The following is a 26,881-nucleotide window of genomic DNA, read 5'->3' on the forward strand; positions in this document are numbered from 1 at the left end:
CCCCGGACCGGTGGCCCGCCGGCGGGCTCCTCGACCTGGGGGAGGAGCCCGCCGGCGGGCGCGCGTCAGAAGTCGCCCTCGGCGACCTGGAAGACGGTCAGGCCGAGTGACCGCCACATCCGGACGACCTGCTGCCGGTCGTCGAAGACGCCGACCACGCGGTAGGCGTCCCGGATCTCCCGCTCGTAGATCTCCTGCTTGACCACCGAGTCCTTGCGGTGGTCGCCGACCGCCCGCAGGTGCAGCGCCAGGTAGGGGACCTTGACGTGCCGGGCCAGCCAGGCCTCGGTGTCGGCCCGGGCGGTGGCGTCCCGGCCGGAGCAGAAGACCACCCCGTGCCCGGCCGCGTGCATGGCCCGCACCGCCGCGATCACCGCCTCGTTCGGCGCGTCCTCGCCGACCCGGGTCATGTCGTACGGGCTGCGCGACACGTTCAGCGCCACCGTGCCGTCGATGTCGACCAGCACGATGTCCGGGCGCTCCGCGGTCTCCCGCTCCACCAGTGCCGGGCCGCCCGTCCGGGCGGTCGGCACCGGGAGCGGTAACGGCCGGTTCGCCAGGTAACGGTCGTGCAGCCGGCGGATCGCCGCCTCGCCGACCCGGTCGGCCTCGGGGCGCGCGGCGTCCCGGCGCAGGCACTCCTCCAGCGGGACGTCGGTGAAGTCGTGCACCTCGAACGCCGCGCCGTACCGGGCGGCCAGCTCGGCCCAGTCCCGCAGGGTGCGCGAGCGCAGGTTGGTGTCGTCCACGCAGACGCTCACCCGGGCCGCCAGCAGCGCCTCCACCTGGGCGCGCTGGACCCGGGTGACCTGTCCCTCGGCCCACTGGGTGAAGAGCCGCTCGCCGTGCATCATCCGGCGCAGGTCGTCCCGGTTGACCCGGACCACGCCGGGCTGGAGCCGGCGGGCGAAGGTGCTCTTGCCGGAGGCGGGCAGCCCGCGGGTGGCGATCAGGCGGAACATCCCGTACCTCCCGTTCATCCCTCTGCCGCCTCCACGAATGCCCGCCAGGCGGGCGGGAATGCGTACGGGGAGGCGAACGTTACCCCTGCCGGACCTGGTGTGCGGCCCGCTCGACGGGTCGGCGGAAGCCCATGGCACACTGGTCAATCGGCCACCGGTTCCGGTTCACGCCCGAGCCCGTCCTGACGACGGGAGCAAAGACGGCGACCCGGCGACCACCGACGAAAGGACCGAGGCGACATGAAGCCCAACATCCACCCGGAGTACGTGACCACCGAGGTCCGCTGCTCCTGCGGCAACACCTTCACGACCCGCAGCACCGCCAAGGGCGGTTCGATCAGCGTCGAGACCTGCAGCGCCTGCCACCCGTTCTACACGGGCAAGCAGCGCGTCCTGGACACCGCCGGTCGGGTCGCGAAGTTCCAGCAGAAGTACGCCAAGGTTCAGGCCAAGAAGGCCAAGTAGCTCCGTCGACGACGCCCGTGCCCGGCTCCGTGCCGGGCGCGGGCGTTCGTCCGTTTCTGCCCGTTTCTGCCCATCCCTGTCCGGTCGTCGTCGAAGGAGCATCCGCAGCATGAGCAGTGAGCGCCTGGCCGCCCTCCTCGACGAGTACGCCGAGCTGGAGCAGCGGCTGGCCGACCCCGCCATCCACGCCGACCAGGGCACCGCCCGGCGGGTCGGCCGGCGCTACGCGGAGCTGGTCCCGCTGCACAAGGCCGCCGGCGAGCTGGAGCAGGCCCGGGCCGACCTGGCGGCCGCCCGCGAGCTGGCCGCCGAGGACCCGGCCTTCTCGGCCGAGGCGGAGACGATCGCGGCGGCCCTGCCGGCGCTGGAGGAGCGGCTGGCCGAGCTGCTCATCCCGCGTGACCCGCACGACGCCAAGGACGTCATCGTCGAGATCAAGGCCGGCGAGGGCGGCGAGGAGTCGGCGCTCTTCGCCGGCGACCTGCTGCGGATGTACACCCGCTACGCCGAGCGGCGCGGCTGGGTCACCGAGGTGATCGACGCGCAGGACTCCGACCTCGGCGGGGTCAAGGACGTCTCCCTGGCGATCAAGACCAAGGGCGTGCCGGAGGGCGGCAACGGGGTCTGGTCCCGGCTCAAGTGGGAGGGCGGCGTGCACCGCGTGCAGCGCGTCCCGGTGACCGAGTCGCAGGGCCGGATCCACACCAGCGCGGCCGGCGTGCTGGTGCTGCCCGAGGCCGAGGACGTGGACGTCACCATCGACCCGAACGAGCTGCGGATCGACGTGTTCCGCTCGTCCGGGCCGGGCGGCCAGTCGGTCAACACCACGGACTCCGCGGTCCGGATCACCCATGTGCCCACCGGCATCGTGGTCTCCTGCCAGAACGAGAAGTCGCAGCTGCAGAACCGCGAGCAGGCCATGCGCATCCTGCGGGCCCGGCTGCTCGCCGCCGCGCAGGAGCAGGCCGACGCGGCCGCCTCGGACGCCCGCAAGGCGCAGGTGCGCACCGTGGACCGGTCCGAGCGGATCCGCACCTACAACTTCCCGCAGAACCGGATCACCGACCACCGGATCGGCTACACGGCGTACAACCTCGACCTGGCACTCGGCGGCGAGCTGGACGGGGTGCTCGACGCCCTGGCCGAGGCCGACCGCGCCGCCCGGTTGGCCGGCGAGACCGAGCTGGCCCGGCGCTGACCCGCGGCCGGGCCCGCCCGGCGCTCAGCTGGCGCGGAGGCGGTCCTTGGCGCGCAGCATCTCCCGGTCGGCCAGCTCGAACGCGGCGCCCAGCGCCTCCCGGACGCTCACCCCGGTGCCCCCGTCGACCTCGGCGAAGCCGATGCTCACCCCGACCGGGGTGCCGGGGACCAGCGACTCCCAGTCCTCGGTGTGCACGGCGGCCTGGATCCGCCGGGCCACCTCGGCCGCCTCGGCCATGCCGGTCTCCGGCAGCACCACCACGAACTCGTCCCCGCCGTAGCGGGACACGAAGTCGCCCCGCCGCATCACCCGGTTGATCACCCCGGCGATCCGTTGCAGCACCAGGTCGCCGGAGTGGTGCCCGTGCCGGGTGTTCACCGCCTTGAACCCGTCGAGGTCGCAGACGCCGATCACCACCCGCTCGCCCCGGGCCACCACCGCGGCGATGTAGCGCTCCAGCCGGCGCCGGTTGGGCAGGCCGGTGAGCGGGTCGGTGAGCGCCTCGCCCTCGTACCGGGCGGCCTCGCGGCGCATCTCCTCGTGGTCGATCCGGGCGGCGATGCCGTCGATGTAGACGTCCCGCAGCCGGTCGCTGCGCTGCGCGGCCAGCCGGAACGCGTGCCGGTCGGCCCGGTGCGCCGCGGCGTGGTCACCGGCCCGGGCCAGCGCGACGCTGCGCAACCGGGGCGCCTCGGCGGCGCCGAGCGTCTCGTCGGAGACCCGGATGGTGTCCAGCCGGGTGACCGCCTCGATCGGGCGGCCCTCGGCGACGGCCAGGCAGACCTGGCCGAGCTGGCGCAGGTCGCGGGCGCGGGCGCTGTCGCCGCCGTGCCCGAGCAGCCGGGCCGGGTCGGCGTCCCCGCCGGAGTCCACCCGGTCGCCGAGCGCCGCCCGCCGGGCCGCGGCGTAGCCGTAGGCGGCCAGGCTGCTCGGCCGGAGGCTGCCGGCCCGCCCGCGGCGCAGGAAGCGGGCCAGGTCGCCGGCCACGTCGCGGAGCACCCGCAGGCAGCCGTCGCTGTCGCCGTTGTGGTCCAGCGCGACGGCGTTGCGCAGCCGGATGCCGGGCGCGGCGAAGGTCTCCTCCGGGATGCCCGCGGTCAGCCCCACCTGGCGGGCGCGCTCGATCGCGCCCAGCGCGTGCCCATGGAAGCTCAGGTAGGAGTAGGCCATGGCCAGGTCGTGCCAGCCCCACGCGGTGTCCCGGTCCGGGTCGTCGTCGGCGCTCAGCGCCCGGGCCGACCGGACCAGGTGGGTGACGCAGCGGTCCAGTGCGCCCTGGTGGTGTGCGGCGAGCGCGGCGAGGGCGTTGAGGTGCCCGTGCAGGTAGGGCTCGGCCAGGTCCCGGACCGCGGCGGAGGCCTCCTCGATGGCCCGGGTGAACTCGGCCGTCCGACCGAGATTGATCAGGGCGGAGAGGCGCTGCACCAGCGCGTCGGCCCGGGCGCACGGGTCGTCGGTGGTGCGGATGACCCGGTCCAGCAGGGCGCACGCCTCCGCCGACCGGCTGGCCTCCTGCAACGCCCGGGCGCGCCGGAGGGCGTCAACCTGGTCCTCGACCCGGTCGAGCCAGCCCACTCGCGCCTCCCTGTCGGTGTGCGTCCGGACGCACCCGCTCGTGAGGTGACCCGCGACGCTTCATGATTATGTCGTGACCTCCCTCCCGCAACACCCGTCCGAAGGGTCAGAACGCGAGCGCCCCTCACTGGTGGTCGCCCGGGCGGCTCGGGCCCTCGCGGCGGCCGGCGTCGAGGCGCCCCGCGCGGAGGCCGAGCAACTGGCCGCGTACGTGCTCGACGTGCCGCGCGGCCGGCTGGCGCTGGCCGAGGGCTTCAGCCCGGCCCAGCGCGACCGCCTCGACGCGCTGGTCGACCGGCGGGTGGCCCGGGAACCGCTCCAGCACCTCACCGGCGTCGCCGGCTTCCGGCACCTGGAGCTGGCGGTCGGCCCGGGCGTCTTCGTGCCCCGGCCGGAGACCGAACTGCTCGCCGGCTGGGGGGTCGAGCAGGCGCGCCGGTGGCCCGCGCCGCTCGTCGTCGACCTGTGCAGCGGGTCCGGCGCGATCGCCCTCGCGGTCGCCCAGGAGTTGCCGTCGGCCCGGGTGGTGGCGGTGGAGCGGTCGCCGGCGGCGCTGGACTGGCTGCGCCGCAACGCCGCCGAGCGGGCCGCCGCCGGGGACCGGCCGATCGAGGTGATCGCCGCCGACGTCACCGATCCGGAGCTTCTCCCCGAGCTGGTGGGCCGGGTCGACGTGCTGCTCTGCAACCCGCCGTACGTGCCCCGGTCGGTGGTGGTGTCGCCCGACGTGGCCGGCCACGACCCGGACGATGCGGTGTACGGCGGCGCGGACGGGCTGGACGTGATCCGCCCGGTGGTGGGCCGGGCGGCGGCCCTGCTCCGCCCCGGCGGCGCGCTCGGTGTCGAGCACGACGACACCCACGCCACGGCGGTGCCCGCCCTGCTCGCCGCCGACGGCCGCTACGAGCGGGTCGAGGAGCACCGTGACCTGGTCGGGCGGCCCCGCTACGCGACCGCGTCCCGCCGGGCGGACGGCCGACACGCCGACCCCGGCCCGGCGTGGCAGACTGGCTCCTCGTGATGCTCTACGACTGTCGGTCGCCCGCCGACCGGGACCGCGGCATCGCCGCTGCCATCGAGGCAATCAAGAACGGGGAACTCGTCGTCCTGCCGACCGACACGGTCTACGGCATCGGCGCCGACGCCTTCACCCCGTACGCGGTGAAGGCCCTCGCGGACGCCAAGGGTGGCGCCCGGCAGGCGCCCCCGGTGCTGATCGGTTCCCGGCACACCCTCGACGGCCTGGTCTTCTCGCTGCCCCGCTCGGCCCGCGAGCTGGTCGAGGCGTTCTGGCCGGGTGCGCTGACCATCGTGGTGGAGCACTCGCCGAGCCTGGCCTGGGACCTGGGCGACGCCAGCGGCACGGTGGCGGTGCGGATGCCGCTGCACCCGGTGGCGCTGGAGGTGCTGCGGGAGACCGGCCCCATGGCGGTGGCCTCGGCCAACAAGGTCGGCCAGCCGGCCGCGCTCACCGCCGAGGAGGCCCGCGACCAGCTCGGCTACGGCGTCCGGGCCTACCTGGAGGCCGGCCCGGCGCTGGACCCGGTGCCGAGCACCATCGTCGACCTGACCGGCGAGGTGCCCCGGGTGCTGCGCCAGGGGGCGGTGACCCTGGAGAAGCTGCGCGACGTGGTGCCGGACATCCTCGACGAGCGGGGGGTCTGAGTGCCGCCGTTCACCGTCCTGCACGTCTGCATGGGCAACATCTGCCGGTCCCCGATGGCCGAGCGGCTGCTGGTGCTCGCCGTCCGCGAGCGGCTGGGCCGGCTCGGCGTCGACCCGGAGCGCTCGGACGAGCTGGTGCACAGCCACAGCGCCGGCACCGGCGGCTGGCACGCCGGCGAGGAGATGAATCCCCCGGCCGCCCGGCAGGTGACCTCGCGGGGCGGTGCGGCGGACGGGTTCGCCGCCCGCCGGCTCCGCTCCGACCTCATCGACGCCGCCGACCTGGTCCTCACGGCCACCGCCGACCAGCACGAGTACGTGGTGGCGCTGCGCCCGGACGCCGCCGCGCGCACCTTCGTGCTGGGCGAGTTCGGCCGGCTGCTCGGCGGGCTGGACCGGGCCGGGCTGCCGCCGGTGGAGGCCACCCCGGACGCGGTGTACGCCCGGGGCGTGGCGCTGGTGGCGGCGGCGGACGCGGCCCGGCAGGGCAGCGCCGCGCTGCCCACCGACGACCTGGACGATCCCTGGGGCCGCGGTGACCAGTGCTTCAACCGGGTGGCCGACGAGATCGAGGAGACGGTCCAGCCGCTGGCCGCAGCCCTGCTGCCCTGAGGTTCATCCTTTCTCGCGAACTTCCTGCGCGTTTCGCCGAAGACGGCGGTGAAACCGGCAATTCCGGTCATTCTGGACGGGTCCGTACGGCCGGCTCCTGCGGGGAGAGCTGATGAACCGGGCCCATCTCAACAAGCTGTTCACCGTTGTGCTCGCCGGCGTGCTCGCCGGGCTGGCCCTGGCCGCCGCCGCGCTGCCGGCCGCGCTGGTCTTCGGGCTCGGCTTCAAGAACCTCATGCCCTACGCCGCGCTGCCGGAGTCGCTGAAGACGCCGCAACCGGCCCAACGCTCCAACCTCTACGCCAGCGACGGCCGCACCCTGATCACCTCGTTCTACGTGGAGGACCGGGTGGACGTGCCGGTCGGCGAGGTGGCGCCGGTGATGCGGCAGGCCATCGTGGCCGCCGAGGACGTCCGCTTCTACCAGCACCACGGCGTCGACGTGCGCGGCGTGGCGCGGGCCTTCACGGCCAACCGGCGGGAGGGCACCCGGCAGGGCGCCTCCACGCTGACCATGCAGTACGTGCGCAACGCGCTGGCCGGCGACCCCCGGCTCACCGAGGAGCAGCGGGCCAGGGCCACCGAGATCACCGTCGGCCGCAAGATCCGCGAGATGCGGTACGCGCTGGCCCTGGAGCGCCGGATCAGCAAGGACGAGATCCTCGGGCGCTACCTGAACATCGCCTACTTCGGCGCCGGCGCGTACGGCATCGCGGCGGCCAGCAAGCGCTACTTCTCCACCACCCCGGCGCAGCTCACCCTGGCCCAGTCGGCGCTGCTCGCCGGGCTGGTCCGCGCACCGGACACCGACGACCCGATCAACGGCGACGCCGACTCGGCGCTGGGCCGCCGGGCGTACGTGCTGGACCGGATGGTGCAGACCGGGCTGGTGGCCGCGGCGGACGCGGACCGGGCCAAGGCCGAGCAGCTCAACCTCAAGCCCAGCGCCACCCCGAACGACTGCACGGCGGTGCCCGCCGGGCACAGCGACTGGGGCTTCTTCTGCGACTGGTTCACCCAGTGGTGGAACGCCCAGCCCGCGTTCGGCAAGACGGCGGACGAACGGCAGCGCACGCTGCGCCGGGGCGGCTGGTCGATCGTCTCCTCACTCGATGTGGACGTGCAGGCCAAGGCCACCGAGCAGGTGCTGCGGATCTATCCGAACACCAACCAGCGGGCCGCGCCGACCGCGGTGGTGCAGCCCCGCACCGGCCGGGTGCTGGCCATGGCGGTGAACCGCAACTACAGCGTGGCGCCGAACCCGGACACCCGGCAGAACTACCCGAACACGGTCAACCAACTGGTCGCCGGCGGCGCGGGCATCGAGGGCTACCAGGCTGGCTCCACCTTTAAGCTCTTCGCCATGCTGGCCGCGCTGGAGTCCGGGTTGCCGCTGGCCACCGACTTCGACGCCGAGAGCGTCTATGTCACCGACTACCCGATCGACGGCGGCCCGGCGAGCTGCGGCGGCTTCTGGTGCCCGGAGAACGCCAACCCGTTGTGGATGGACGGCCGCCAGACCATGTGGAGCGCCTTCGGCCGGTCGGTGAACACCTACTTCGCCTGGCTGACCGAGCGGGTCGGCGCGGACCGGGTGGTGGAGATGGCCGAGCGGCTGGGCATCGTGTTCCGCTCGCCCGGCGACGCGAAGCTGGCCCGGGACGGCGCGAAGAACTGGGGGCCGTTCACCCTCGGGGTCTCCGCCACCACGCCGCTCGACCTGGCCAACGCGTACGCCACGGTGGCCGCCGAGGGGACCTGGTGCCGGCCCACCCCGATCGCCTCGATCACCGACCCCACCGGGCGGAAGGTGGCCGCCGGCAACCCGGACTGCCGCCAGGTGCTCGACACGGAGGTGGCCCGGGCCGCGGCGGACGCGGGCCGCTGCCCGGTCGGTGACCAGTCGATGTACCGCCGCTGCGACGGCGGCACCGCCGAGGAGCTGGCCCCCGGCCTGCGCCGCCCGCTGTCCGGCAAGACCGGCAGCTCGGAGCGGAACGCGACGGAGACCGTGGTGGCCTTCACCCCGCAGCTCGCCGTCGCGACGATCGCCGCGAACCCGGACAACCCCCGGGACGCCGTCGGCGGCGGGGTCCAGGTCCGCCAGATCGAGGCGGTGGGCCGCCTCCTCGCGTACGCGCTGCGCGACCAGCCCGTCCGGGACTTCGTCCCGCCGAGCCAGAAGGTCGCCTTCGAGCGCACCAGCCCGCGCACCGGCAACTGACCCGGGGCGGGGTCAGCGGGAGCCGGGCCGTTCGGCGCCGCGGGCGATGTTGCGGGCCATGCCGCCGAAGACGACGGCGTGGAACGGGGCGACCGAGGCCCAGTAGAGGTGGCCGGGCAGGCCGTGGGGGAGGAAGACGGCGCGCTGGACGTAGCGGCTGCGGCCGTCGCCGGCCGGCTCGACACGCATCTCCAGCCAGGCCCGGCCGGGCAGCCGCATCTCGGCGCGCAGCCGCAGCAGCTCGCCGGGGACGATCTCCTCGACCCGCCAGAAGTCCAGCGCCTCGCCGACCTGGAGGCGGTGCGGGTCGCGCCGGCCCCGGCGCAGCCCCACCCCGCCGATCAGCCGGTCCAGCCAGCCCCGCACCGACCAGGCCAGCGGGAACGAGTACCAGCCGTGCTCGCCGCCGACCCCCTCGACGACCCGCCAGAGCGCCGCCGGCGGGGCGGCAACGGCCCGTTCCCGCACGTCGGTGTACGCGGTCCCGCCCGACCACTCCGGGTCGCTGGGCAGCGGCTCGGCCGGGGCCTCCGGCACGCTCGCGGTCGACCAGCGGGTCTCCACCTGGGCGTCGCGGACCTTCGCCAGGGCCAGGGCGACCGCCTGGTCGAAGCCGGTCAGCCCGCCGGGCGGGTCGGGCACGTACCTTGCGATGTCGTGCTCCCGGGCGACCGCCTCGTGGACCAGGCTCTCCACCAGCGGCCGGGCGATCGCGTTCGGCACCGGCGTGATGAGACCGACCCAGTAGGAGGAGAGCGCCGGGGTCAGCGGCCGCACCGGCAGGATCATCCGCTGGCGCAGCCCGGCCACCCGCGCGTACCGCTGCATCATCTGCTCGAAGGTGAGCACGTCCGGGCCGCCGATGTCGAAGGCGCGGTTCACCTCGGGCGGCAGGTCCGCGCAGGCGACCAGGTAGCGCAGCACGTCGCGGACGGCGATCGGCTGGATCCGGTTGCGCACCCAGCGCGGGGTGACCATCGCCGGCAGCCGCTCGGTCAGGTGGCGCAGCATCTCGAACGAGGCCGAGCCGGACCCGATGATCACCGCGGCCCGCAGCACCGCCGTCGGCACCCCGCTGTCCAACAGGATCCGGCCGACCTCCGCGCGGGACCGCAGGTGCGCCGACGGGACGTTCCGCTCCGCCGCCGGCTCCGGCCCACCGAGGTAGACCACCCGGCGTACGCCCGCGGCGTGGGCCGCGGCGGCGAAGTTGGCCGCGGCCTCCCGGTCGGCCGCCTCGAACCCGCGCTGGCCGAGCGAGTGGACGAGGTAGTAGGCCACGTCCACGCCCTCGAACGCGGCCGGTAGCGTCTCCGGCCGCCGCAGGTCGCCCTCGGCGATCTCGGCCCGGGACGCCCACGGCACGTCCCGCAGGCGCCCCGCCTTGCGGGCGAGGCAGCGGACGGTGTGTCCGTCGGCCAGCAACCGGGGCGCGAGGCGCCCACCGATGTAACCCGTGGCGCCGGTGACGAGGCATCTCACGGCTTCCAGTCTGCGGCTCCGTAGACTCCTTCGCTGTGGAGAACGCGAGGGACACCTTCTGGGGGCCGGACTTCCAGCAGCTCAGCACCGTCGATCCGGAGATCGCCGAGGTGGTGCTGGGGGAGTTGGCCCGGCTGCGCGGCGGCCTGCAACTGATCGCCAGCGAGAACCTCACCTCGCCCGCGGTGCTGGCGGCCCTCGGCTCCACGCTCACCAACAAGTACGCCGAGGGCTACCCGGGCCGGCGTTACTACGGCGGCTGCGCCGAGGTCGACCGGGCCGAGGAGCTCGGCATCGCCCGGGCGAAGGAGCTGTTCGGGGCCGAGCACGCCAACCTCCAGCCGCACTCCGGCGCGAGCGCCAACCTGGCCGCGTACGCCGCACTCGTGCAGCCGGGCGACACCGTGCTGGCCATGGACCTGCCGCACGGCGGGCACCTGACCCACGGCAGCCGGGTGAACTTCTCCGGGAAGTGGTTCCACCCGGTCGGCTACACCGTCCGCCCGGACACCGAGCTGATCGACTACGACGAGGTCCGCGACCTGGCCCTCGCGCACCGGCCGAAGCTCATCATCTGCGGCGCGACGGCGTACCCGCGGCTGATCGACTTCGCCCGGTTCCGCGAGATCGCCGACGAGGTCGACGCCTACCTCATGGTGGACGCCGCGCACTTCATCGGGCTGGTCGCCGGCCGGGCCATCCCGTCCCCGGTGCCCCACGCCGACGTGGTCACCTGCACCACGCACAAGGTGCTGCGCGGACCGCGCGGCGGCATGATCCTCTGCCGGGAGTCGCTGGCCGCCCGGATCGACAAGGCGGTCTTCCCGTTCACCCAGGGCGGGCCGCTGATGCACGCGGTCGCCGCGAAGGCGGTCGCCCTCCGCGAGGCCGCCCAGCCCGAGTTCCGGGCGTACGCCTCCCAGGTGGTCAGCAACGCCCAGGCGCTCGCCGGCGGGCTGGCCGCCGAGGGCATGCGGCCGGTCTCCGGCGGCACCGACACCCACCTGGCCCTGATCGACCTGCGGGAGACCGGGGTGACCGGCGCCGCGGCCGAGGCGCGCTGCGACGCCGCCGGCATCACGCTGAACAAGAACGCCATCCCGTACGACCCGCAGAAGCCGATGGTCGCCTCGGGTATCCGGGTCGGCACGCCGAGCGTCACCACCCAGGGCATGCGGGAGGGGGAGATGCGCCGGGTCGCGACGCTGATCGCCCGGGCGGTGCGCACCGACCCCGAGTCGCCCGGTGGGGCGGACGAGTTGAGCCGGATCGCCGGCGACGTGACCGAGCTGGTCGGCAGCTTCCCGGCGTACCCCCGTGGCTGAGCCGGGGACGCGCGCGGCGGAGGCGGTCGCGGACCGGGGCTGGCGCCTGCGCCACCTGCCCGTGCTGCTCGTCGCCTCGGTGCTGATGGCCGCCGTGGCGGCGGTGGCCGGCGGGCTGGCCCGCGGCGCGGACGGCGCGCTCGGCGCGGCGGCCGGGGTGGCCGTCACCGCGGTCAGCTACACGCTCACCACGGTGGTGCTGGCCTGGGCCGACGCCCGGGACCCGCAGCTCGTGCTGCCGTTCGGGCTGGGCGTCTACATCGCCAAGATGACCCTGCTCGGCGGGGTGATGGTGCTGGTCGCGTCGACCGGCTGGCCGGGGCTCGTCCCGTTCGCGCTGGGCATCGCCGCGGGCGTGGTGGTCTGGACCGGGGTGCACATCTGGTGGCTGACCACCGTGCACGCCCGCCGCGTCCACACCTGAGCCATCCCAACCTGCGGACGGCGCGCCGGTGTGTCCGCGATCGGTCATTCTCTCAGTGGCGGGAGGGGAGTAGCGTGCCTCCAGACGACTTCGCCCACCCGTGTCCCACACAACCACGTTGTGCGGGGGGTGAGGCACAGCCTCTTCGGCTCGACTGATATCGTTCGCCCCGTCATGGCCGGTGACCAGAAACCCCCCAGCACTGGCGGCCCGGGCGACGTTCCGTCCGGTGCCGGCCAGGGTTGGACCGCGCTCAGCTACCTCATCGGAGGCATGCTCGTGTGGGGCTTCATCGGCTGGCTGGTCGACCGTTGGCTCGACACCAGTGGCATCGCCACCGGGATCGGGATCGTGCTCGGCATGGCCGGGGGGATCATCCTGGTCGTGCGCAAGCTCGGCACGCCTCAATAGGAAGGGACGCGGTGTTCGGACAGGCGAACGTCCTTGCACAGGGCGAGGTCAATTTCCCACCCAGCGTGGAGGATTTCTACCTGCCCAGCATCCTGCCCTGGGGTGCGCACGACTCCTACTGGTTCACCAAGATCACGTTCATGGTCTGGCTGGCCGTCGGGATCCTGATCCTGTTCTTCCTGCTCAGCTACCGCAACCCGCAGCTGGTGCCGACCAAGAAGCAGTGGTTCGCCGAGTCGATCTACGGCTTCGTGCGGAACAACATCGCGGTCGACATGATCGGGCACCAGGGCGTGCGCTTCGCGCCCTACTTCACGACGCTGTTCTGCTTCGTCCTGCTGACGAACGCGTTCGCGATCATCCCGCTCTTCCAGATCTCGCCGAACTCGCACATCGCCTTCCCGGCGTTCCTGGCGATCATCAGTTACGTGCTCTTCAACTACGTCGGCATCAAGCACCACGGCGCCGGCAAGTACTTCAAGAACGCGCTGATCCCGCCGGCGCCGTGGTACATCCTGCCGCTGCTGATCCCGATCGAGGCGTTCTCGACCTTCCTGGTCCGGCCGTTCTCGCTGGCCGTCCGTCTCTTCGCGAACATGTTCGCCGGCCACATGCTCCTGCTGGTCTTCACGCTCGGCGGCTTCGCCATGCTCAACGCCACCGCGCTGCTGGCCCCGGTCTCGCTGCTGTCGTGGGTGATGACGATCGCGCTGACCTTCCTCGAGTTCCTGGTGATCTGTCTGCAGGCGTACGTCTTCACGGTGCTGACCGCCAGCTACGTGCAGGGCGCGCTTGCCGAAGAGCACTGATCCACTTCGCACCAACCGTTGTCGTCCCGCGTGACCGTCACGCGTGATAACCAGGAGGAACCACCAATGAGCATCCTTGCCGAGGTAACGGGCAGCACCGCTGCTATCGGTTACGGCCTGGCCGCCATCGGCCCCGGCATCGGCGTGGGCCTGGTCTTCTCGGCCTACATCCAGTCGACCGCCCGCCAGCCGGAGTCGTCCCGGATGACCCTGCCGTACGTCTGGATCGGCTTCGCCGTCATCGAGGCGCTGGCCCTGCTCGGCGTCGCCTTCGGCTTCGTCTGGGCCGGCACCGCCGCCTGATCCCGTCCCTTTGATCGGGAGGTCTTCCATGTACTTCCTCGCCGCCGAGGGTGGTGAGACGGCCCACAACCCGATCCTGCCGGTCTGGCAGGAGATCGTGGTCGGTGGTGTCGCCTTCATCGTGCTCTGCTTCGTGCTGATGAAGTTCGTCTTCCCCCGCATGGAGCAGACGTTCCAGGCCCGGGTCGACGCGATCGAGGGCGGCATCAAGCGCGCCGAGGCCGCCCAGGCCGAGGCGGGCCAGCTGCTCGAGCAGTACCGGGCCCAGCTCGCGGAGGCGCGTACCGACGCCGCCAGGATCCGCGACGACGCCCGGGCCGACGCCGAGGGCATCCGTCAGGACATCCTCGCCAAGGCGCGCGAGGAGTCCGACCGGATCATCGCCGCCGGCAAGGAGCAGCTCGCCGCGGAGCGGGCCACCATCGTGCGCGAGCTGCGCACCGAGGTCGGCGCCATCGCGGTGGACCTGGCCAGCAAGATCGTCGGTGAGTCGCTCGCCGACGAGGCGCGTCGCAAGGGCACCGTGGACCGGTTCCTGAGCGGTCTCGAGAGCACGGGGGCCCGCTGATGCAGGCCGCCAGCCGGGAGTCGTACAAGGTCGCGGCGGATCGCCTCGACGCGTACGCCCGCGGCGCGGAGCCGTCGGCGGTGGCCTCCACCGCCGACGACATCCTCTCCGTCGCCGCCCTGCTGCGGCGCGAGCCGCGGCTGCGCCGGGCGCTCTCCGACCCGGCCCGCAGCGGTGCGGACCGGAGCGGTCTGCTCGGCGACATGCTGCGTGGCCGGATCGGCGCCGACGCGCTCGACCTGCTCGCCTCGCTGGTCTCCGGCCGCTGGTCGGCTCCGTCGGAACTCCTCGACGGCGTCGAGCGGCTGGGCGTCGAGGCGCTCCTGGCGAGCGCCGACAAGGCCGGCGAGCTGGGCGAGGTCGAGGACGAGCTGTTCCGCTTCGGGCAGGTCGTCTCCGGCTCCCCGGAGCTGTCCAACGCGCTCTCCGACCCGATGGCCCCGGCCGAGCGGCGGGCCACCCTGGCCGACCAGCTGCTCGACGGCAAGGCCCGGCCGATCACCGGTTACCTCGTCGGTGCCGCGCTCGCCGGCTTCGGGGGACGCTCCTTCACCGGGGCGCTCACCCGGCTGGTCGAGCTGGCCGCCGACCGGCGGGACCGTCAGGTCGCGTACGTGACCGTGGCGGCTCCGCTGAGTGACGAGGAGGAGCGACGCCTCGGTGCCCGCCTCTCCGAGATGTACGGTCGGGAGGTCTCCGTCAAGCAGACGGTGAACCCGGACGTGCTCGGTGGGGTGAGTGTGCGGGTCGGCTCCGACCTGTACGACGGCACCGTCCTGCGCCGCCTCAACGAGACCCGCAACGCGCTCGCGAAGCGCTGATCAGCGTCTTAGCAGCCCTGATTCGACGCCATCGGACCGGTCGGTACTAGGTATCCCCGGGCCCCTGATACTTAAGGAAGCAGAGGATGGCCGAGCTGACCATCTCGACGGAGGAGATCCGCGGCGCCCTGGAGCGCTACGTCTCCTCCTACACGGCCGACGTCTCCCGTGAGGAGGTCGGCACCGTCGCCGACGCCGGCGACGGCATCGCCCACGTCGAGGGTCTGCCCTCGACCATGACCAACGAGCTCCTGGAGTTCGAGGACGGCACGCTCGGCGTGGCGCTGAACCTCGACGTCCGGGAGATCGGTGTCGTCGTCCTCGGTGACTACGGCGGGATCGAAGAGGGCCAGCGGGTCAAGCGGACCGAGCGGGTGCTCTCGGTGCCGGTCGGCGACGCCTTCCTGGGCCGCGTGGTCAACGCGCTCGGCCAGCCGATCGACGGCCTCGGCGACATCGCGAACGAGGGCTACCGCGAGCTGGAGCTGCAGGCTCCGAACGTGATGGCCCGGCAGTCGGTCTTCGAGCCGATGCAGACCGGCATCAAGGCCGTCGACGCGATGACCCCGATCGGCCGCGGCCAGCGCCAGCTGATCATCGGTGACCGGAAGACCGGCAAGACCACGGTCGCCCTGGACACCATCCTCAACCAGCGGGAGAACTGGCGCTCCGGCGACCCGACGAAGCAGGTTCGCTGCATCTACGTCGCCGTCGGCCAGAAGGCCTCCACCATCGCCTCCATCAAGGGGACGCTGGAGGAGGCCGGCGCGATGGAGTACACCACCATCGTCGCCTCCCCGGCCTCGGACCCGGCCGGCTTCAAGTACCTCGCCCCGTACACCGGCTCGTCCATCGGCCAGCACTGGATGTACGGCGGCAAGCACGTCCTGATCGTCTTCGACGACCTGAGCAAGCAGGCCGAGGCGTACCGGGCCGTGTCGCTGCTGCTGCGCCGCCCGCCGGGCCGCGAGGCCTACCCGGGTGACGTCTTCTACCTGCACTCCCGGCTGCTGGAGCGCTGCGCCAAGCTCTCCGACGAGCTGGGCGGCGGCTCGATGACCGGTCTGCCGATCATCGAGACCAAGGCGAACGACATCTCGGCGTTCATCCCGACCAACGTCATCTCCATCACCGACGGCCAGATCTTCCTGGAGACCGACCTGTTCAACCAGGGCGTCCGGCCGGCCATCAACGTCGGCACCTCGGTCTCCCGGGTCGGTGGCGCCGCGCAGGTGAAGCCGATGAAGAAGGTCGCCGGCTCGCTGCGGCTCAACCTGGCCCAGTACCGCGAGCTGGAGGCGTTCGCCGCCTTCGCCTCCGACCTGGACCGGGCCTCCCGCGCCCAGCTGGACCGCGGCTCCCGCCTGGTCGAGCTGCTCAAGCAGCCGAACTACTCGCCGTACCCCGTGCAGGAGCAGGTCGTCTCCGTGTGGGCCGGCACCGAGGGCAAGCTGGACGACATCCCGGTGGGCGAGGTCCGTCGCTTCGAGTCGGAGTTCCTCCAGTACCTCCGGCACAAGCACGAGGGCGTCCTGGCCGGCATCGCCGACAACAAGTGGGACGACGACATCATCGGCTCGCTCGACTCGGCCATCACCGAGTTCAAGAAGGTCTTCCTGGGCAAGGAGGACGAGGTCCGGCTCAACGAGCCGGCCGCGCAGCCGATGGAGGGCGAGGAGAACCGCGAGACGGTGACCCGCTTCCGCGACGGCTCGACCGACCGCCCGGCTGAGAGCTGACGATGGCCGCGCAGGTTCGCGTTCTTCGTCAACGGATCCGCTCGGCGAAGTCGATGAAGAAGATCACCAAGGCGATGGAGCTCGTCGCGACGAGCCGCATCGCCAAGGCCCAGGCCCGGGTGGCGGCTTCGCTGCCGTACGCCCAGGCCATCACCGGCGTGCTCACGGCGCTGGCCTCGAACGCGCGGATCGACCACCCGCTGCTCACCCCGCGCGAGCGGGTGCGGCGGGCGGGCGTCCTGCTCGTCACGGCCGACCGTGGCCTGGCCGGTGGTTACAGCACCAACGCGATCCGGACCGCGGAGTCGCTGATCTCCCGGCTGCGTGCCGACGGCAAGGAGCCGGTGCTCTACGTCGTCGGCCGCAAGGGCGTGACGTACTACCGGTTCCGCAACCGGGAGATCGCGGCGAGCTGGACGGGCTTCTCCGAGCAGCCGGGCTTCTCCGACGCCCGCGAGGTGGGCGAGACGCTGATCAAGGCGTTCTCGGCCGGCGCGGACGACGTGGACAACCAGGCTGGGGCGGACGGGATCCTCGGCATCGACGAGCTGCACATCGTCTACACCGAGTTCCAGTCCCTGATGACCCAGACTCCGGTCGCGAAGATCATCGGCCCGATGCAGGTCGAGGACCGGCCGCGGTCCGAGGGCCTGCTGCCGGCGTACGAGTTCGAGCCGGAGGCGGAGGCGCTGCTCGACGCGCTGCTGCCGAAGTACATCAACACGCGGATCTACGCGGCGTTGCTGGAGTCGGCGGCCAGCGAGTCGGCGGCCCGTCGGCGGGCGATGAAGAGCGCCACCGACAACGCCGAAGAGATGATCGAGAAGTACACGCGCGAGATGAACTCGGCCCGCCAGGCCGGGATCACCCAGGAGATCAGTGAGATCGTCGGCGGCGCGAACGCGCTGGCCGCGTCGGGAAGTGAAGTGTGATGACTGCCCCAGTAGAGACCAAGACGGCCACGGGTCGCGTGGTCCGGGTCATCGGCCCGGTCGTCGACGCCGAGTTCCCGCGCGACGCCATGCCGGACCTGTTCAACGCCCTGCACGTGGACGTGACGCTCTCCGGCGGCGAGAAGACGCTGACCCTCGAGGTCGCCCAGCACCTGGGTGACAACGTGGTCCGCGCCATCTCGATGCAGCCGACCGACGGCCTGGTCCGCGGCTCCGAGGTCCGGGACACCGGCTCGCCGATCACCGTGCCGGTGGGCGACGCGGTCAAGGGCCACGTGTTCAACGCGATCGGCGAGGTCCTCAACCTCACCGAGGGCGAGACGCTCGAGGCGGACGACCGCTGGCAGATCCACCGCAAGGCCCCGGCCTTCGCGGACCTGGAGCCGAAGACCGAGATGCTGGAGACCGGCATCAAGGTCATCGACCTGCTGGCCCCGTACGTCAAGGGCGGCAAGATCGGCCTGTTCGGCGGCGCGGGCGTGGGCAAGACGGTGCTCATCCAGGAGATGATCACCCGCGTGGCCCGGAACTTCGGTGGTACCTCGGTCTTCGCCGGCGTGGGTGAGCGCACCCGTGAGGGCAACGACCTCATCGCCGAGATGACCGAGTCCGGCGTCATCGACAAGACCGCGCTGGTCTACGGCCAGATGGACGAGCCGCCGGGCACCCGGCTGCGGGTCGCCCTCTCCGCGCTGACCATGGCGGAGTACTTCCGCGACGTGAAGAAGCAGGAGGTGCTGCTCTTCATCGACAACATCTTCCGCTTCACCCAGGCCGGTTCCGAGGTCTCCACGCTGCTCGGCCGCATGCCGAGCGCCGTGGGTTACCAGCCGACCCTGGCCGACGAGATGGGCGAGCTCCAGGAGCGGATCACCTCCGTCCGGGGCCAGGCCATCACCTCGATGCAGGCGATCTACGTGCCCGCCGACGACTACACCGACCCGGCGCCGGCCACCACGTTCGCCCACCTGGACGCGACCACCAACCTGGAGCGGTCGATCTCCGACAAGGGCATCTACCCGGCCGTGGACCCGCTGGCGTCCTCGTCCCGGATCCTCGCCCCGGACTTCGTCGGCGCCGAGCACTTCGCGGTCGCCACCGAGGTGAAGCGAATCCTGCAGCGCTACAAGGACCTGCAGGACATCATCGCCATCCTCGGCATCGAGGAGCTCTCCGAGGAGGACAAGGTCACGGTGGGCCGGGCCCGCCGGATCGAGCGCTTCCTGTCGCAGAACACCTACGCCGCCGAGCAGTTCACCGGCGTGCCGGGCTCGACGGTCCCGATCAAGGAGACCATCGAGGCGTTCAAGAAGATCAGCGAGGGCGAGTACGACCACTTCCCCGAGCAGGCGTTCTTCATGTGCGGCGGTCTGGAGGACCTCGAGAAGAAGGCCAAGGAGCTGATGGAGGGCTGAGAGCCCGCTCACACTCCACAGAGGCCGTCTCGACGAATGTCGGGGCGGCCTCTGCCTGTTCGGGGCCCCTCGTTACCAGATGCCCGGTTCCTCGGCAAGCGGCTCGCCGAACCGCGCGGTACCGTTCGTGACACGACGCTCACATCATGAGCGTTGATCTCTTGCAACGAAACGGATCCGCGCGCCCGTCTACCAGTCGTGGGCGTGACGATTGGAGATGCTCGTGGATGAGGCCGGCACGGACCGCGGCAAGCGGTCCATGTGGCGCGGCGTGCCGCGGTGGGCCCGGGTCTGCACCATCCTCGGCGTCGTCATGATGGTGCTCAGCGGCTCGGTGCTGGTGGGCTACCACGCGCTGGTCGCCCGCTACGAGGGCGCGGTCGGCAAGGGGGACCTCTTCGGCGACCAGGCGGCCGGGGCCAAGGAGAAGAAGAGCGACATCAAGGGCCCGCTCAACATCCTGCTGGTCGGCGTCGACCCCCGCAACGCGAAGGCCAGGCCGCTGGCCGACTCGATCATGATCCTGCACGTGCCGGCCGGCATGGACCGGGGCTACCTCTTCTCACTGCCCCGCGACCTGCGGGTGGAGATCCCCGAGTTCTCCAAGGCCAACTACCCGGGCGGCACCGACCGGCTCAACGCCGCCATGTCGCGCGGCAGCGTGGTGGAGGGGCAGAACCCGAGCACGGCGCAGGGCTTCGAGCTGCTCGCCAAGACCGTCCAGCAGGTGACCGGGATCGAGCGCTTCGACGCCGGGGCGATCATCAACTTCACCGGCTTCAAGAAGATCGTCGACGCCATGGGTGGCGTCGACATGTACATCGAGCGCGACGTCAGGTCCGAGCACCTGCAGCCGGACGGCACGCCGCGGCAGCTCCGGCCGGGCGGCGGCGGCTACCTCGGCCCGCAGGCCGAGTACAAGAAGGGCAACGCCCACCTCAAGGGTTGGCAGGCGCTGGACTACGTCCGGCAGCGCTACCCGAAGAACGGCGTGCCGGACGCCGACTACGGCCGGCAGCGGCACCAGCAGCAGTTCATCAAGGCGATGGTGAGCCAGGCGTTCAGCGCCGACGTGGTGGCCAACCCGGTGAAGCTGGACAAGGTGCTCCGCGCGGCCGGCCAGTCGCTGGTCTTCAACGGCCGGGGCAACAGCGTGGTCGACTTCGCCCTCGCCCTGAAGGGCATCCGGCCCGACTCGATCGAGACGATCAAGCTGCCCGGCGGCCCGGTGGAGACCAGCCGCGGCTACCAGGGGGAACAGTTGCTGCCGCCGGCCGAGGACTTCTTCGCCGCGCTGCGCAACGAGCAGGTCGACGCGTTCCTGCTGGAGCACCCCGACTTCAAGCAGAAGAGCAAGTAGCGTGAGCGCCAACGGGCCTCGGCGGGTGCCGGGGCCCGTTGGCGTGACCGTGGCGCAGCTCTCGCCACCCGCGTTGGGTGGGCCTCGGGGGCGCGACTAGACTTTCGGCAATCCGCCGCCGCAGCAAGGAGACAGCGTGGCACAGCAGCTTCACGTCGAGCTCGTAGCCGTCGAGGAGAAGGTCTGGTCCGGCGAGGCCGAGATGGTCGTCGCCCGGACGACCGAGGGTGAGCTGGGTGTGCTGCCGGGGCACGCGCCCCTGCTCGGCCAGCTCGCGGAGCCCAGCCAGGTACGCATCAAGCAGGCCGGTGGCGAGCAGCTCGCGTACGACGTGGCGGGCGGCTTCCTGTCGGTGTCCGACGAGGGCGTGACCGTCCTCGCCGAGAGCGCCACCCCGGCCACTCCGGCGCGCTGAGCCGACCCGCCGATGGAGATCGTGGAAGGGATCGGAATCGGCGTCGCGGTCATCTTCGCGGCGCTTCTGATCCTCTTCATCCGGCGGGCCCTGTTCACCCGCAGCGGAGGCATCATCCGGCTCAGCGTCCGGGTGTCCACGATCCTCGACGGCCGGGGCTGGTCGCCCGGCTTCGGCCGCTTCGTCGGCGACGAGCTCCGCTGGTACCGCATGTTCAGCTTCGCCCTGCGTCCCAAGCGGGTGCTCTCCCGCAAGACGCTGGCCGTGGAGCGGCGCCGGCTGCCCGAGGGCCAGGAGCGGCTCTCCATGCCGGCCGACTGGGTGATCGTGCGCTGCACCAGCAACCACGCCCCGGTCGAGATCGCCATGGCACGGTCCACGGTCACCGGCTTCCTCTCCTGGCTCGAGGCCGCCCCACCCGGGGCGGTCTCGCCGCGTCTGGCCTCCCAGGACTGGCCCGCCGCCTGACCCACGCGCCCCGCCCTCCGGTCCGGCGTGCTGGGCGGTGTCCGGCGTGAGCGGATACCGCCACTAGGCGACCTGGCGTGCTCCTTCCGTGATCCGCTCCACCTCGGCGTGGTGGCGGTATCGGCTGGCGCCGGACACCGCCATCTCGGCGAGCTGGAGTCGATCACGTCCGGTCGGCCAGGCCTGTTGACCGGCTGATGTCTGGCTGAAGGCGGAGCTGCCCTGGCCAACTCGGACCTGGGGGGTGAATGTCCGGTTCGCGCCGGACTCCTAGGCCGTGAGTGGAACGCTATGGGTGTCTCCGGGGCCCGGATACACCCATGCTGTTCCACCGACGGTGTCTGCCTGGGCGGGATGTCCGGTTCGTCGGGTGGCCGGCGGCACCCTGGCGGCGGAATGGCGGGCGGGCGGCGGTCGTTGTATCCCCGTGAACGACCGGGGAAGACGACGCCCCGCTCCGCGGGGTGGCCAGCCACCGCCCCCGCTAGGCGGGTGGCCAGCCCCCTTCGGACCGCCCGCCGAGGTGAGTGTGCCGGGCCCGGAATGATGGTGGGCCGCCGGTCGTTGTACATGGTCCCGGCGCGACGAAGTGGCTCCGCCCCGCGCGTCGGATGATCCCCCCCAAGACTTTCTTGAGCGCCTGACGGTGCTTGCGCACCGCCGACCCCCATCGGCGTGGTGCGCCAACCCCCGAATGGAGCTTCTCTGATGAACACGATGCTGCGTAAGAGCGTTCTCGGTATTGCTGGTCTGGCCTTCACCGGTGGTGTCTTCGCCGGTCCGATCGCCGCCCACGCCGACGCCGGTCCGGTGCAGGGCACCAAGCCTGTGGCGGTGAGCGTGCAGGGTGACAAGCTCATCCCGCACGGCGTGCAGGGCACCCAGTCCAAGATCGATCTGAACGACGAGCAGACCGCGAATGCGAAGGCGATCATCGCGGCGACGAAGAAGGCCGGTCTGCCGGAGCGGGCCGCGGTCATCTCGATCGCCACGAGCCTTCAGGAGTCGAAGCTGGAGAACCTGGGTCACCTCGGCGACAAGAATGACCACGACTCGCTGGGTCTGTTCCAGCAGCGCCCGTCCAGTGGTTGGGGTTCGCCGGAGCAGATCACCGACCCTGAGTACTCGACGCTTGCGTTCCTGAAGGGTCTGAAGCAGGTTGACGGCTGGCAGGACATGCCGCTGACCGAGGCCGCCCAGACCGTGCAGGTCTCGGCCTACCCGGACGCGTACGCGCAGTGGGAGCAGCAGGCCGCCGACATCACCGCCCAGCACTGGAACAGCTGACCCAAGCAAACAACGCTGGCCGGCACCCCGAACACGGGGTGCCGGCCAGCGGCGTCTCCAGCACCGGACGGCCGAGATTCGAAGGCCGGCGGCGGGTGCCCGGACCGGTTAGTCGAGGTCGGCGACCAGCTCGACCTCGTACCCCTGCTTGTCGGAGAGGTAGGCGGCGTAGGTCCGCGGGCCGCCGGCGTGCGGGTGGCGGTTTGGGAAGAGCAGTTCCCAGCCGTGCCCGGGCGCGGCGGTGACCAGCCGATCCACGGCGGCCGGCGGGCCGGCGTGGAAGGCCAGGTGGTTGAGGCCCGGCGCGCACCGGTCGTGGGTGCGCCCGGTGAGCGCCGGGGATTCCTCCATCACCAGGTACGTCGGGCCGAGCCGCCAGGACCGGCCGGCGGGCCAGTCCTGGTAGGGCACCCAGCCCAGCTCGCCGAGGAGCCAGCCCCAGCTACGGGTGGCGGCGGCGAGATCGGGTATCCACACCTCCACGTGGTGCAGCGCGCCGACGGTCAGCGCCTGCCGCCCGGCACCCATAGCACATCCCCATCCGGATTTGCCGTTCTTGACAGGATAAAGAGCAGATCGGAGAGCCGGTTGAGATACTTTGCCGGGAGCGTGCTGGTCCGGTCCGGGTCGTGTGCGACCAGCGCCCACGCCGCACGCTCGGCACGCCGGGCGGTCGTCCGTGCCACGTGCAGCAGCGCCGCGCCAGCGGTGCCGCCGGGGAGGATGAAGGAGTCGAGCTTGCTCAGGCGTGCGTTGTACTCGTCGCACCAGCCCTCGAGGCGCTCCACGTACTCCTCGGTGACCCGCAGCGGCGGGTACTTCGGGTCCGGCTCCACCGGGGTCGCCAGGTCCGCGCCGACGTCGAACATGTCGTTCTGGATCGACCCCAGCACCGCCCGCAGCTCGTCCGGGAGCTGCCCTAGGGCGAGGGCGACGCCGATCGCGGCGTTGCACTCGTCCACGTCCGCGTACGCGGCGATCCGCGGATCGGTTTTCGGCACCTGCTCGTTGTTGCTCAGCCTGGTCATGCCGGCGTCGCCGGCCTTGGTGTAGATGCGCGTGAGGTGGACGGCCATGACGCACAGCCTACGGATACCGGACCTGACCATCCCGGCGCGGCCGGCCCGCGTCGCCTGGCCGGCCGGGGTGGGGCCGGGTGATGCCGGCGACCCGGGGGTCAACGACGTTGACGTCATCCGGGTGCTCGGTGAGTCCCGGCTGGCCGGCACCGTGCACGTGGTCGGGGCCAAGAACTCCGCGCTGAAACTGATGGCGGCGGCGCTGCTCGCCCCGGGGCGCAGCGTGATCACCAACGTTCCCCGGATCACCGACATCGCCATCATGGGGGAGGTGCTGCGCCGGCTCGGCTGCGTCGTACGCTTCGCCGCCGACGACCCGGTCGACCCGATGGTGGCCCGCGGCGGGGTGGAACGGTCCCGGTCGGTGGTGATCGACGTGCCGGAACAGCCGGGCGCGGAGGCCGACTACGACCTGGTCCGCCGGCTGCGGGCGTCGATCTGCGTGCTCGGCCCGCTGCTGGCCCGCCGCGGGTACGTGCGGGTGGCCCATCCCGGCGGGGACGCCATCGGCTCGCGCGGCCTGGACATGCACATCGCCGGGCTGGCCCGGATGGGCGCGGAGATCTCCGGCGAGCACGGCTTCGTCATCGCCGAGGCCCCGGACGGGCTGCACGGCGCGGACATCCCGCTGGACTTCCCGAGCGTCGGCGCCACGGAGAACCTGGTGATGGCGGCGGTGCTGGCGCGGGGCACCACGACGATCGACAACGCGGCCCGGGAGCCGGAGATCGTCGACATCTGCACCATGCTGAACCGGATGGGCGCCCGGATCGAGGGAGCCGGCACGTCGACCCTGCACATCGTCGGGGTGCCCGAGCTGCGCCCGGTCCGGCACGCCACGGTGGGGGACCGGATCGTCGCCGGGACCTGGGCGTTCGCCGCGGCGATGACCCGGGGCGACGTGACCGTGACCGGCGTCGACCCGGCCTACCTGGAGGTCGCGCTGGACAAACTGGTCTCGGCCGGCGGCCTGGTGGAGACCCGGGGCGGCGCCTTCCGGGTACGCATGGACGACCGGCCGAAGGCCGTTGACGTGGTCACCCTGCCCTTTCCGGGCTTCGCCACCGACCTGCTGCCGATGGCGATCGGGCTCGCCGCGGTCAGCGACGGGGCCTCGCTGATCACCGAGAACATCTTCGACGGCCGGTTCATGTTCGCCAACGAGATGATGCGGCTCGGCGCGGACATCAAGACCGACGGCCACCACGCCCTGGTCTGCGGCCACGAGCGCCTCTCCGGCGCCCCGGTGCGCGCCACCGACATCCGGGCCGGCGCCGGCCTGATCATCGCCGGGCTCTGCGCCGACGGGGTCACCGAGGTCTCCCACGTGCACCACGTCGACCGCGGCTATCCGGACTTCGTGGCCGATCTGCGGGCCCTCGGCGTGGAGGTGGAACGCGGAACCGCGCCCGACGAACCGGACCTCGCCATCTGAGGGACCGCCCTTAGCAGTCGTTCAGCCTCGCGGATTAGGGTGCTGGCAGACACTCAATCGCAGCGAGGGAGAAGCAGATGGCGGGTCGACTCGCGGTCGTCGGTGCCGGGCTGATGGGCTCGGGCATCGCCCAGGTGGCGGCGCAGGCGGGCTGGCAGGTGACGCTGCGGGACCTGGACGACGCGGCCACCAAGCGGGGCGTCGACGGCATCCGGAAGTCGCTGGAGAAGTTCGCCGAGAAGGGGAAGATCGAGGCGTCCGAGGTCGAGTCGACCCTGGCCCGGATCACCCCGACCACCGAGCTGGAGGCGGCGGCCGACGCGGACATCGTGGTCGAGGCGGTCTTCGAGAAGATCGAGATCAAGCACGAGGTGTTCCGCGCGCTGGACAAGATCTGCAAGTCCGACGCGGTGCTGGCCACCAACACCTCGGCCATCCCGGTCACGCAGATCGCCACCGCCACCGAGCGCCCGGAGTCGGTCGTCGGCACCCACTTCTTCTCGCCGGTGCCCATGATGAAGCTCTGCGAGCTGGTCCGCGGCTACAAGACCAGCGACGCGGCCCTGGCCACGGCCAAGGCGTTCGCCGAGGAGATCGGCAAGACCGTCGTGGTGGTCAACCGGGACATCGCCGGCTTCGTCACCACCCGGCTGATCTGCGCCCTCGCCATGGAGGCCGTCAAGCTGGTCGAGGCCGGCGTGATCTCCGCCGAGGACCTGGACACCGCCTGCAAGCTGGGCTTCGGCCACGCCATGGGCCCGCTGGCCACGGTCGACCTGACCGGCGTGGACGTGCTGCTCAACGCCACCCGGAACATCTACACCGACACCGCCGACGAGAAGTTCTTCCCGCCGGAGCTGCTGCAGCGCATGGCCACCGCCGGCGACCTGGGCCGCAAGACCGGCCAGGGCTTCTACGCGTACTGAGTCGTGCGCAGCGCGCCCCCGGCCGTCGTGGCCGGGGGCGTCACGCTTTCCGGGGCGGGGTGAGGGCCGTGCCGACCAGGGCGAACGCGTCCGGGATGACGGTGCCCCAGTAGGCGAAGTTGTGCCGTCCGTCGGCCCAGGCCGCGCGTACCGGGCGCTCGGGCAGCGCCCGGGCCAGCGCGCGGACGTCCCGGAGGAAGTTGTCCTGCCGGCCGCACCAGAGGCCGACCGGGGTGCCGCGCAGCCGCTCCACCCCGCCGAACACCGCGTCGCCGGGCCGGACCGCGGGGGAGAAGGCGGCCACCGCGCGCAGCCAACCCGGGTACGCCTCGGCGAGCAGCAGCGCCCCGAACCCGCCCATCGACCAGCCCCACACGGCGAGCCGGCTGCTGTCGAAGCCGCGCCGGGCGCACCAGGTGGGCAGCTCCTCGCGGACCATCCGCTGCGGGTCGTCGTCGCCGGAGCGGCGCCAGGAGAGCCGGCCGCCGGTGGCCCCGGCCAGCGCGAACGGGGGAGCGCCGCGGCGCACCGCGTCGGTGAGGAAGCGGGCCAGCCCGAACCGGCCGTAGTCCCGGGGTGTGGCCGAGGCGCCGTGCAGCACCAGGCAGACGGGCAGGCCGCGACCGTCGCCGTACCCTTCGGGCACGGCCGTCCAGAAGTCCACCTCGCGGCCGCGGGCCCCGGAGGCGATCCGGATGAGCCGCTCGTCGCCGGCCGGCGCGTCCGGCACGGCGGGCGCCGGCCCGGGCCGGGGCTCGGCGAGTTGCCGGGCGGTGAGCCCGCCGACCACCGCGACGCCGGCCACGCCGGCACCGGCCGCCAGCAGCGTGCGCCGGGTCAGGATGTGCGCCATGCCGGCGAGTGTGCCACCTGCGGTGTGCGGAAGGACCCCTGCGCTACGCGAGGCGTTGACCGGAAACCCTTCCTCCGCCGTCAGGCGGGGTGTGGGGGGTCGTT

General features: G+C 72.3%; 28 protein-coding genes. 22 read left to right on the plus strand and 6 right to left on the minus strand.

All coding sequences use genetic code 11. From position 1 onward, the window contains the following. Positions 1-65 precede the first annotated feature (65 nt). Positions 66-962, minus strand: coding sequence for a phosphatase domain-containing protein (locus ACW0Q9_RS07070; RefSeq protein ID WP_456179121.1), 897 nt, complete (start codon positions 960-962; stop codon positions 66-68). A gap of 240 nt (positions 963-1,202) precedes the next feature. Between ACW0Q9_RS07070 and rpmE the strand changes: the two genes are divergently transcribed. Both rpmE and prfA read left to right on the plus strand, forming a co-directional pair. Continuing rightward, the gene (gene rpmE, locus ACW0Q9_RS07075) at positions 1,203-1,427 is read left to right on the plus strand and encodes a 50S ribosomal protein L31 (RefSeq protein ID WP_091262200.1); all 225 of its coding nucleotides are present in this window, start codon (positions 1,203-1,205) and stop codon (positions 1,425-1,427) included. A gap of 109 nt (positions 1,428-1,536) precedes the next feature. Next, positions 1,537-2,625, plus strand: a complete 1,089-nt coding sequence (prfA, locus tag ACW0Q9_RS07080; protein WP_456179122.1) for a peptide chain release factor 1 — start codon at positions 1,537-1,539, stop codon at positions 2,623-2,625. Positions 2,626-2,649: 24 nt separating this feature from the next. Here the strand turns inward: prfA and ACW0Q9_RS07085 are convergent, their stop codons facing one another. Next, a complete protein-coding gene (locus ACW0Q9_RS07085; RefSeq protein ID WP_456179123.1) occupies positions 2,650-4,203 on the minus strand; it encodes a diguanylate cyclase domain-containing protein in 1,554 nt (517 codons plus the stop codon). A 130-nt stretch (positions 4,204-4,333) separates the two neighbouring features. Between ACW0Q9_RS07085 and prmC the strand changes: the two genes are divergently transcribed. The 4 genes from prmC to ACW0Q9_RS07105 all read left to right on the plus strand — a co-directional run bounded on the left by prmC (position 4,334) and on the right by ACW0Q9_RS07105 (position 8,704). Beyond that, the gene (gene prmC / locus ACW0Q9_RS07090) at positions 4,334-5,224 is read left to right on the plus strand and encodes a peptide chain release factor N(5)-glutamine methyltransferase (protein ID WP_456179145.1); all 891 of its coding nucleotides are present in this window, start codon (positions 4,334-4,336) and stop codon (positions 5,222-5,224) included. Continuing rightward, complete coding sequence (locus ACW0Q9_RS07095) at positions 5,224-5,868, plus strand: L-threonylcarbamoyladenylate synthase (RefSeq protein WP_456179146.1); 645 nt, start codon at positions 5,224-5,226, stop codon at positions 5,866-5,868. Before prmC ends, ACW0Q9_RS07095 begins: the two co-directional genes overlap by 1 nt. After that, entirely contained in the window at positions 5,869-6,480 is a 612-nt protein-coding gene (locus tag ACW0Q9_RS07100; protein WP_456179124.1) for an arsenate reductase/protein-tyrosine-phosphatase family protein, read from the plus strand. It begins immediately after the preceding gene. A gap of 112 nt (positions 6,481-6,592) precedes the next feature. After that, the gene (locus tag ACW0Q9_RS07105; RefSeq protein WP_456179125.1) at positions 6,593-8,704 is read left to right on the plus strand and encodes a transglycosylase domain-containing protein; all 2,112 of its coding nucleotides are present in this window, start codon (positions 6,593-6,595) and stop codon (positions 8,702-8,704) included. A gap of 12 nt (positions 8,705-8,716) precedes the next feature. On the opposite strand, the gene ACW0Q9_RS07110 is transcribed toward ACW0Q9_RS07105, so the two are convergent. Beyond that, entirely contained in the window at positions 8,717-10,186 is a 1,470-nt protein-coding gene (locus ACW0Q9_RS07110; protein WP_456179126.1) for an SDR family oxidoreductase, read from the minus strand. Between the two features lie 35 nt (positions 10,187-10,221). On the opposite strand from ACW0Q9_RS07110, the gene ACW0Q9_RS07115 reads away from it, so the two are divergent. The 14 genes from ACW0Q9_RS07115 (at position 10,222) to ACW0Q9_RS07180 (ending at position 22,484) form a co-directional block, all read left to right on the plus strand. Beyond that, complete coding sequence (locus tag ACW0Q9_RS07115; RefSeq protein WP_456179127.1) at positions 10,222-11,511, plus strand: serine hydroxymethyltransferase; 1,290 nt, start codon at positions 10,222-10,224, stop codon at positions 11,509-11,511. After that, positions 11,504-11,935 carry a hypothetical protein gene (locus tag ACW0Q9_RS07120; protein ID WP_456179128.1) on the plus strand — a complete coding sequence of 144 codons (432 nt, stop codon included), beginning with the start codon at positions 11,504-11,506 and terminating at the stop codon, positions 11,933-11,935. Before ACW0Q9_RS07115 ends, ACW0Q9_RS07120 begins: the two co-directional genes overlap by 8 nt. A gap of 174 nt (positions 11,936-12,109) precedes the next feature. Next, positions 12,110-12,346 carry an AtpZ/AtpI family protein gene (locus ACW0Q9_RS07125; RefSeq protein ID WP_456179129.1) on the plus strand — a complete coding sequence of 79 codons (237 nt, stop codon included), beginning with the start codon at positions 12,110-12,112 and terminating at the stop codon, positions 12,344-12,346. Positions 12,347-12,357: 11 nt separating this feature from the next. Further along, a complete protein-coding gene (atpB, locus tag ACW0Q9_RS07130) occupies positions 12,358-13,155 on the plus strand; it encodes a F0F1 ATP synthase subunit A (protein WP_456179130.1) in 798 nt (265 codons plus the stop codon). Between the two features lie 66 nt (positions 13,156-13,221). Further along, positions 13,222-13,458, plus strand: a complete 237-nt coding sequence (locus tag ACW0Q9_RS07135) for a F0F1 ATP synthase subunit C (RefSeq protein ID WP_456179131.1) — start codon at positions 13,222-13,224, stop codon at positions 13,456-13,458. Between the two features lie 28 nt (positions 13,459-13,486). Beyond that, positions 13,487-14,026 (plus strand): F0F1 ATP synthase subunit B, encoded by a 540-nt coding sequence (locus tag ACW0Q9_RS07140; RefSeq protein ID WP_456179132.1) that lies wholly within the window; start codon positions 13,487-13,489, stop codon positions 14,024-14,026. Beyond that, entirely contained in the window at positions 14,026-14,847 is an 822-nt protein-coding gene (locus ACW0Q9_RS07145; RefSeq protein WP_456179133.1) for a F0F1 ATP synthase subunit delta, read from the plus strand. Before ACW0Q9_RS07140 ends, ACW0Q9_RS07145 begins: the two co-directional genes overlap by 1 nt. 86 nt (positions 14,848-14,933) lie before the next feature. Beyond that, positions 14,934-16,586, plus strand: a complete 1,653-nt coding sequence (gene atpA, locus ACW0Q9_RS07150; protein WP_456179134.1) for a F0F1 ATP synthase subunit alpha — start codon at positions 14,934-14,936, stop codon at positions 16,584-16,586. 2 nt (positions 16,587-16,588) lie between these two features. After that, on the plus strand, positions 16,589-17,518 hold the full coding sequence (locus tag ACW0Q9_RS07155; RefSeq protein ID WP_456179135.1) for a F0F1 ATP synthase subunit gamma: 930 nt from the start codon (positions 16,589-16,591) through the stop codon (positions 17,516-17,518). Next, complete coding sequence (atpD, locus tag ACW0Q9_RS07160) at positions 17,518-18,954, plus strand: F0F1 ATP synthase subunit beta (RefSeq protein WP_091262169.1); 1,437 nt, start codon at positions 17,518-17,520, stop codon at positions 18,952-18,954. Before ACW0Q9_RS07155 ends, atpD begins: the two co-directional genes overlap by 1 nt. Positions 18,955-19,171: 217 nt before the next feature. Further along, complete coding sequence (locus ACW0Q9_RS07165) at positions 19,172-20,314, plus strand: LCP family protein (protein WP_456179136.1); 1,143 nt, start codon at positions 19,172-19,174, stop codon at positions 20,312-20,314. 136 nt (positions 20,315-20,450) lie between these two features. Next, complete coding sequence (locus ACW0Q9_RS07170; protein ID WP_355642872.1) at positions 20,451-20,729, plus strand: F0F1 ATP synthase subunit epsilon; 279 nt, start codon at positions 20,451-20,453, stop codon at positions 20,727-20,729. 12 nt (positions 20,730-20,741) lie between these two features. Further along, positions 20,742-21,197, plus strand: a complete 456-nt coding sequence (locus tag ACW0Q9_RS07175) for a DUF2550 domain-containing protein (protein ID WP_456179137.1) — start codon at positions 20,742-20,744, stop codon at positions 21,195-21,197. A gap of 708 nt (positions 21,198-21,905) precedes the next feature. Beyond that, on the plus strand, positions 21,906-22,484 hold the full coding sequence (locus ACW0Q9_RS07180) for a hypothetical protein (protein WP_456179138.1): 579 nt from the start codon (positions 21,906-21,908) through the stop codon (positions 22,482-22,484). Between the two features lie 108 nt (positions 22,485-22,592). Here the strand turns inward: ACW0Q9_RS07180 and ACW0Q9_RS07185 are convergent, their stop codons facing one another. Beyond that, positions 22,593-23,012: a VOC family protein gene (locus ACW0Q9_RS07185; RefSeq protein ID WP_456179139.1), complete on the minus strand. Its 420-nt coding sequence runs from the start codon at positions 23,010-23,012 to the stop codon at positions 22,593-22,595. Next, positions 22,988-23,560 carry a cob(I)yrinic acid a,c-diamide adenosyltransferase gene (locus ACW0Q9_RS07190; protein ID WP_387150439.1) on the minus strand — a complete coding sequence of 191 codons (573 nt, stop codon included), beginning with the start codon at positions 23,558-23,560 and terminating at the stop codon, positions 22,988-22,990. Before ACW0Q9_RS07190 ends, ACW0Q9_RS07185 begins: the two co-directional genes overlap by 25 nt. On the opposite strand from ACW0Q9_RS07190, the gene murA reads away from it, so the two are divergent. Next, a complete protein-coding gene (murA, locus tag ACW0Q9_RS07195) occupies positions 23,559-24,998 on the plus strand; it encodes a UDP-N-acetylglucosamine 1-carboxyvinyltransferase (RefSeq protein ID WP_456179140.1) in 1,440 nt (479 codons plus the stop codon). The genes ACW0Q9_RS07190 and murA overlap by 2 nt on opposite strands. Before the next feature lie 77 nt (positions 24,999-25,075). After that, a complete protein-coding gene (locus ACW0Q9_RS07200) occupies positions 25,076-25,924 on the plus strand; it encodes a 3-hydroxyacyl-CoA dehydrogenase family protein (RefSeq protein ID WP_456179141.1) in 849 nt (282 codons plus the stop codon). Positions 25,925-25,964: 40 nt separating this feature from the next. On the opposite strand, the gene ACW0Q9_RS07205 is transcribed toward ACW0Q9_RS07200, so the two are convergent. Continuing rightward, a complete protein-coding gene (locus tag ACW0Q9_RS07205) occupies positions 25,965-26,777 on the minus strand; it encodes an alpha/beta hydrolase (RefSeq protein ID WP_456179142.1) in 813 nt (270 codons plus the stop codon). Between the last annotated feature and the right edge of the window lie 104 nt (positions 26,778-26,881).

The organism is Micromonospora sp. I033, from assembly GCF_053890995.1.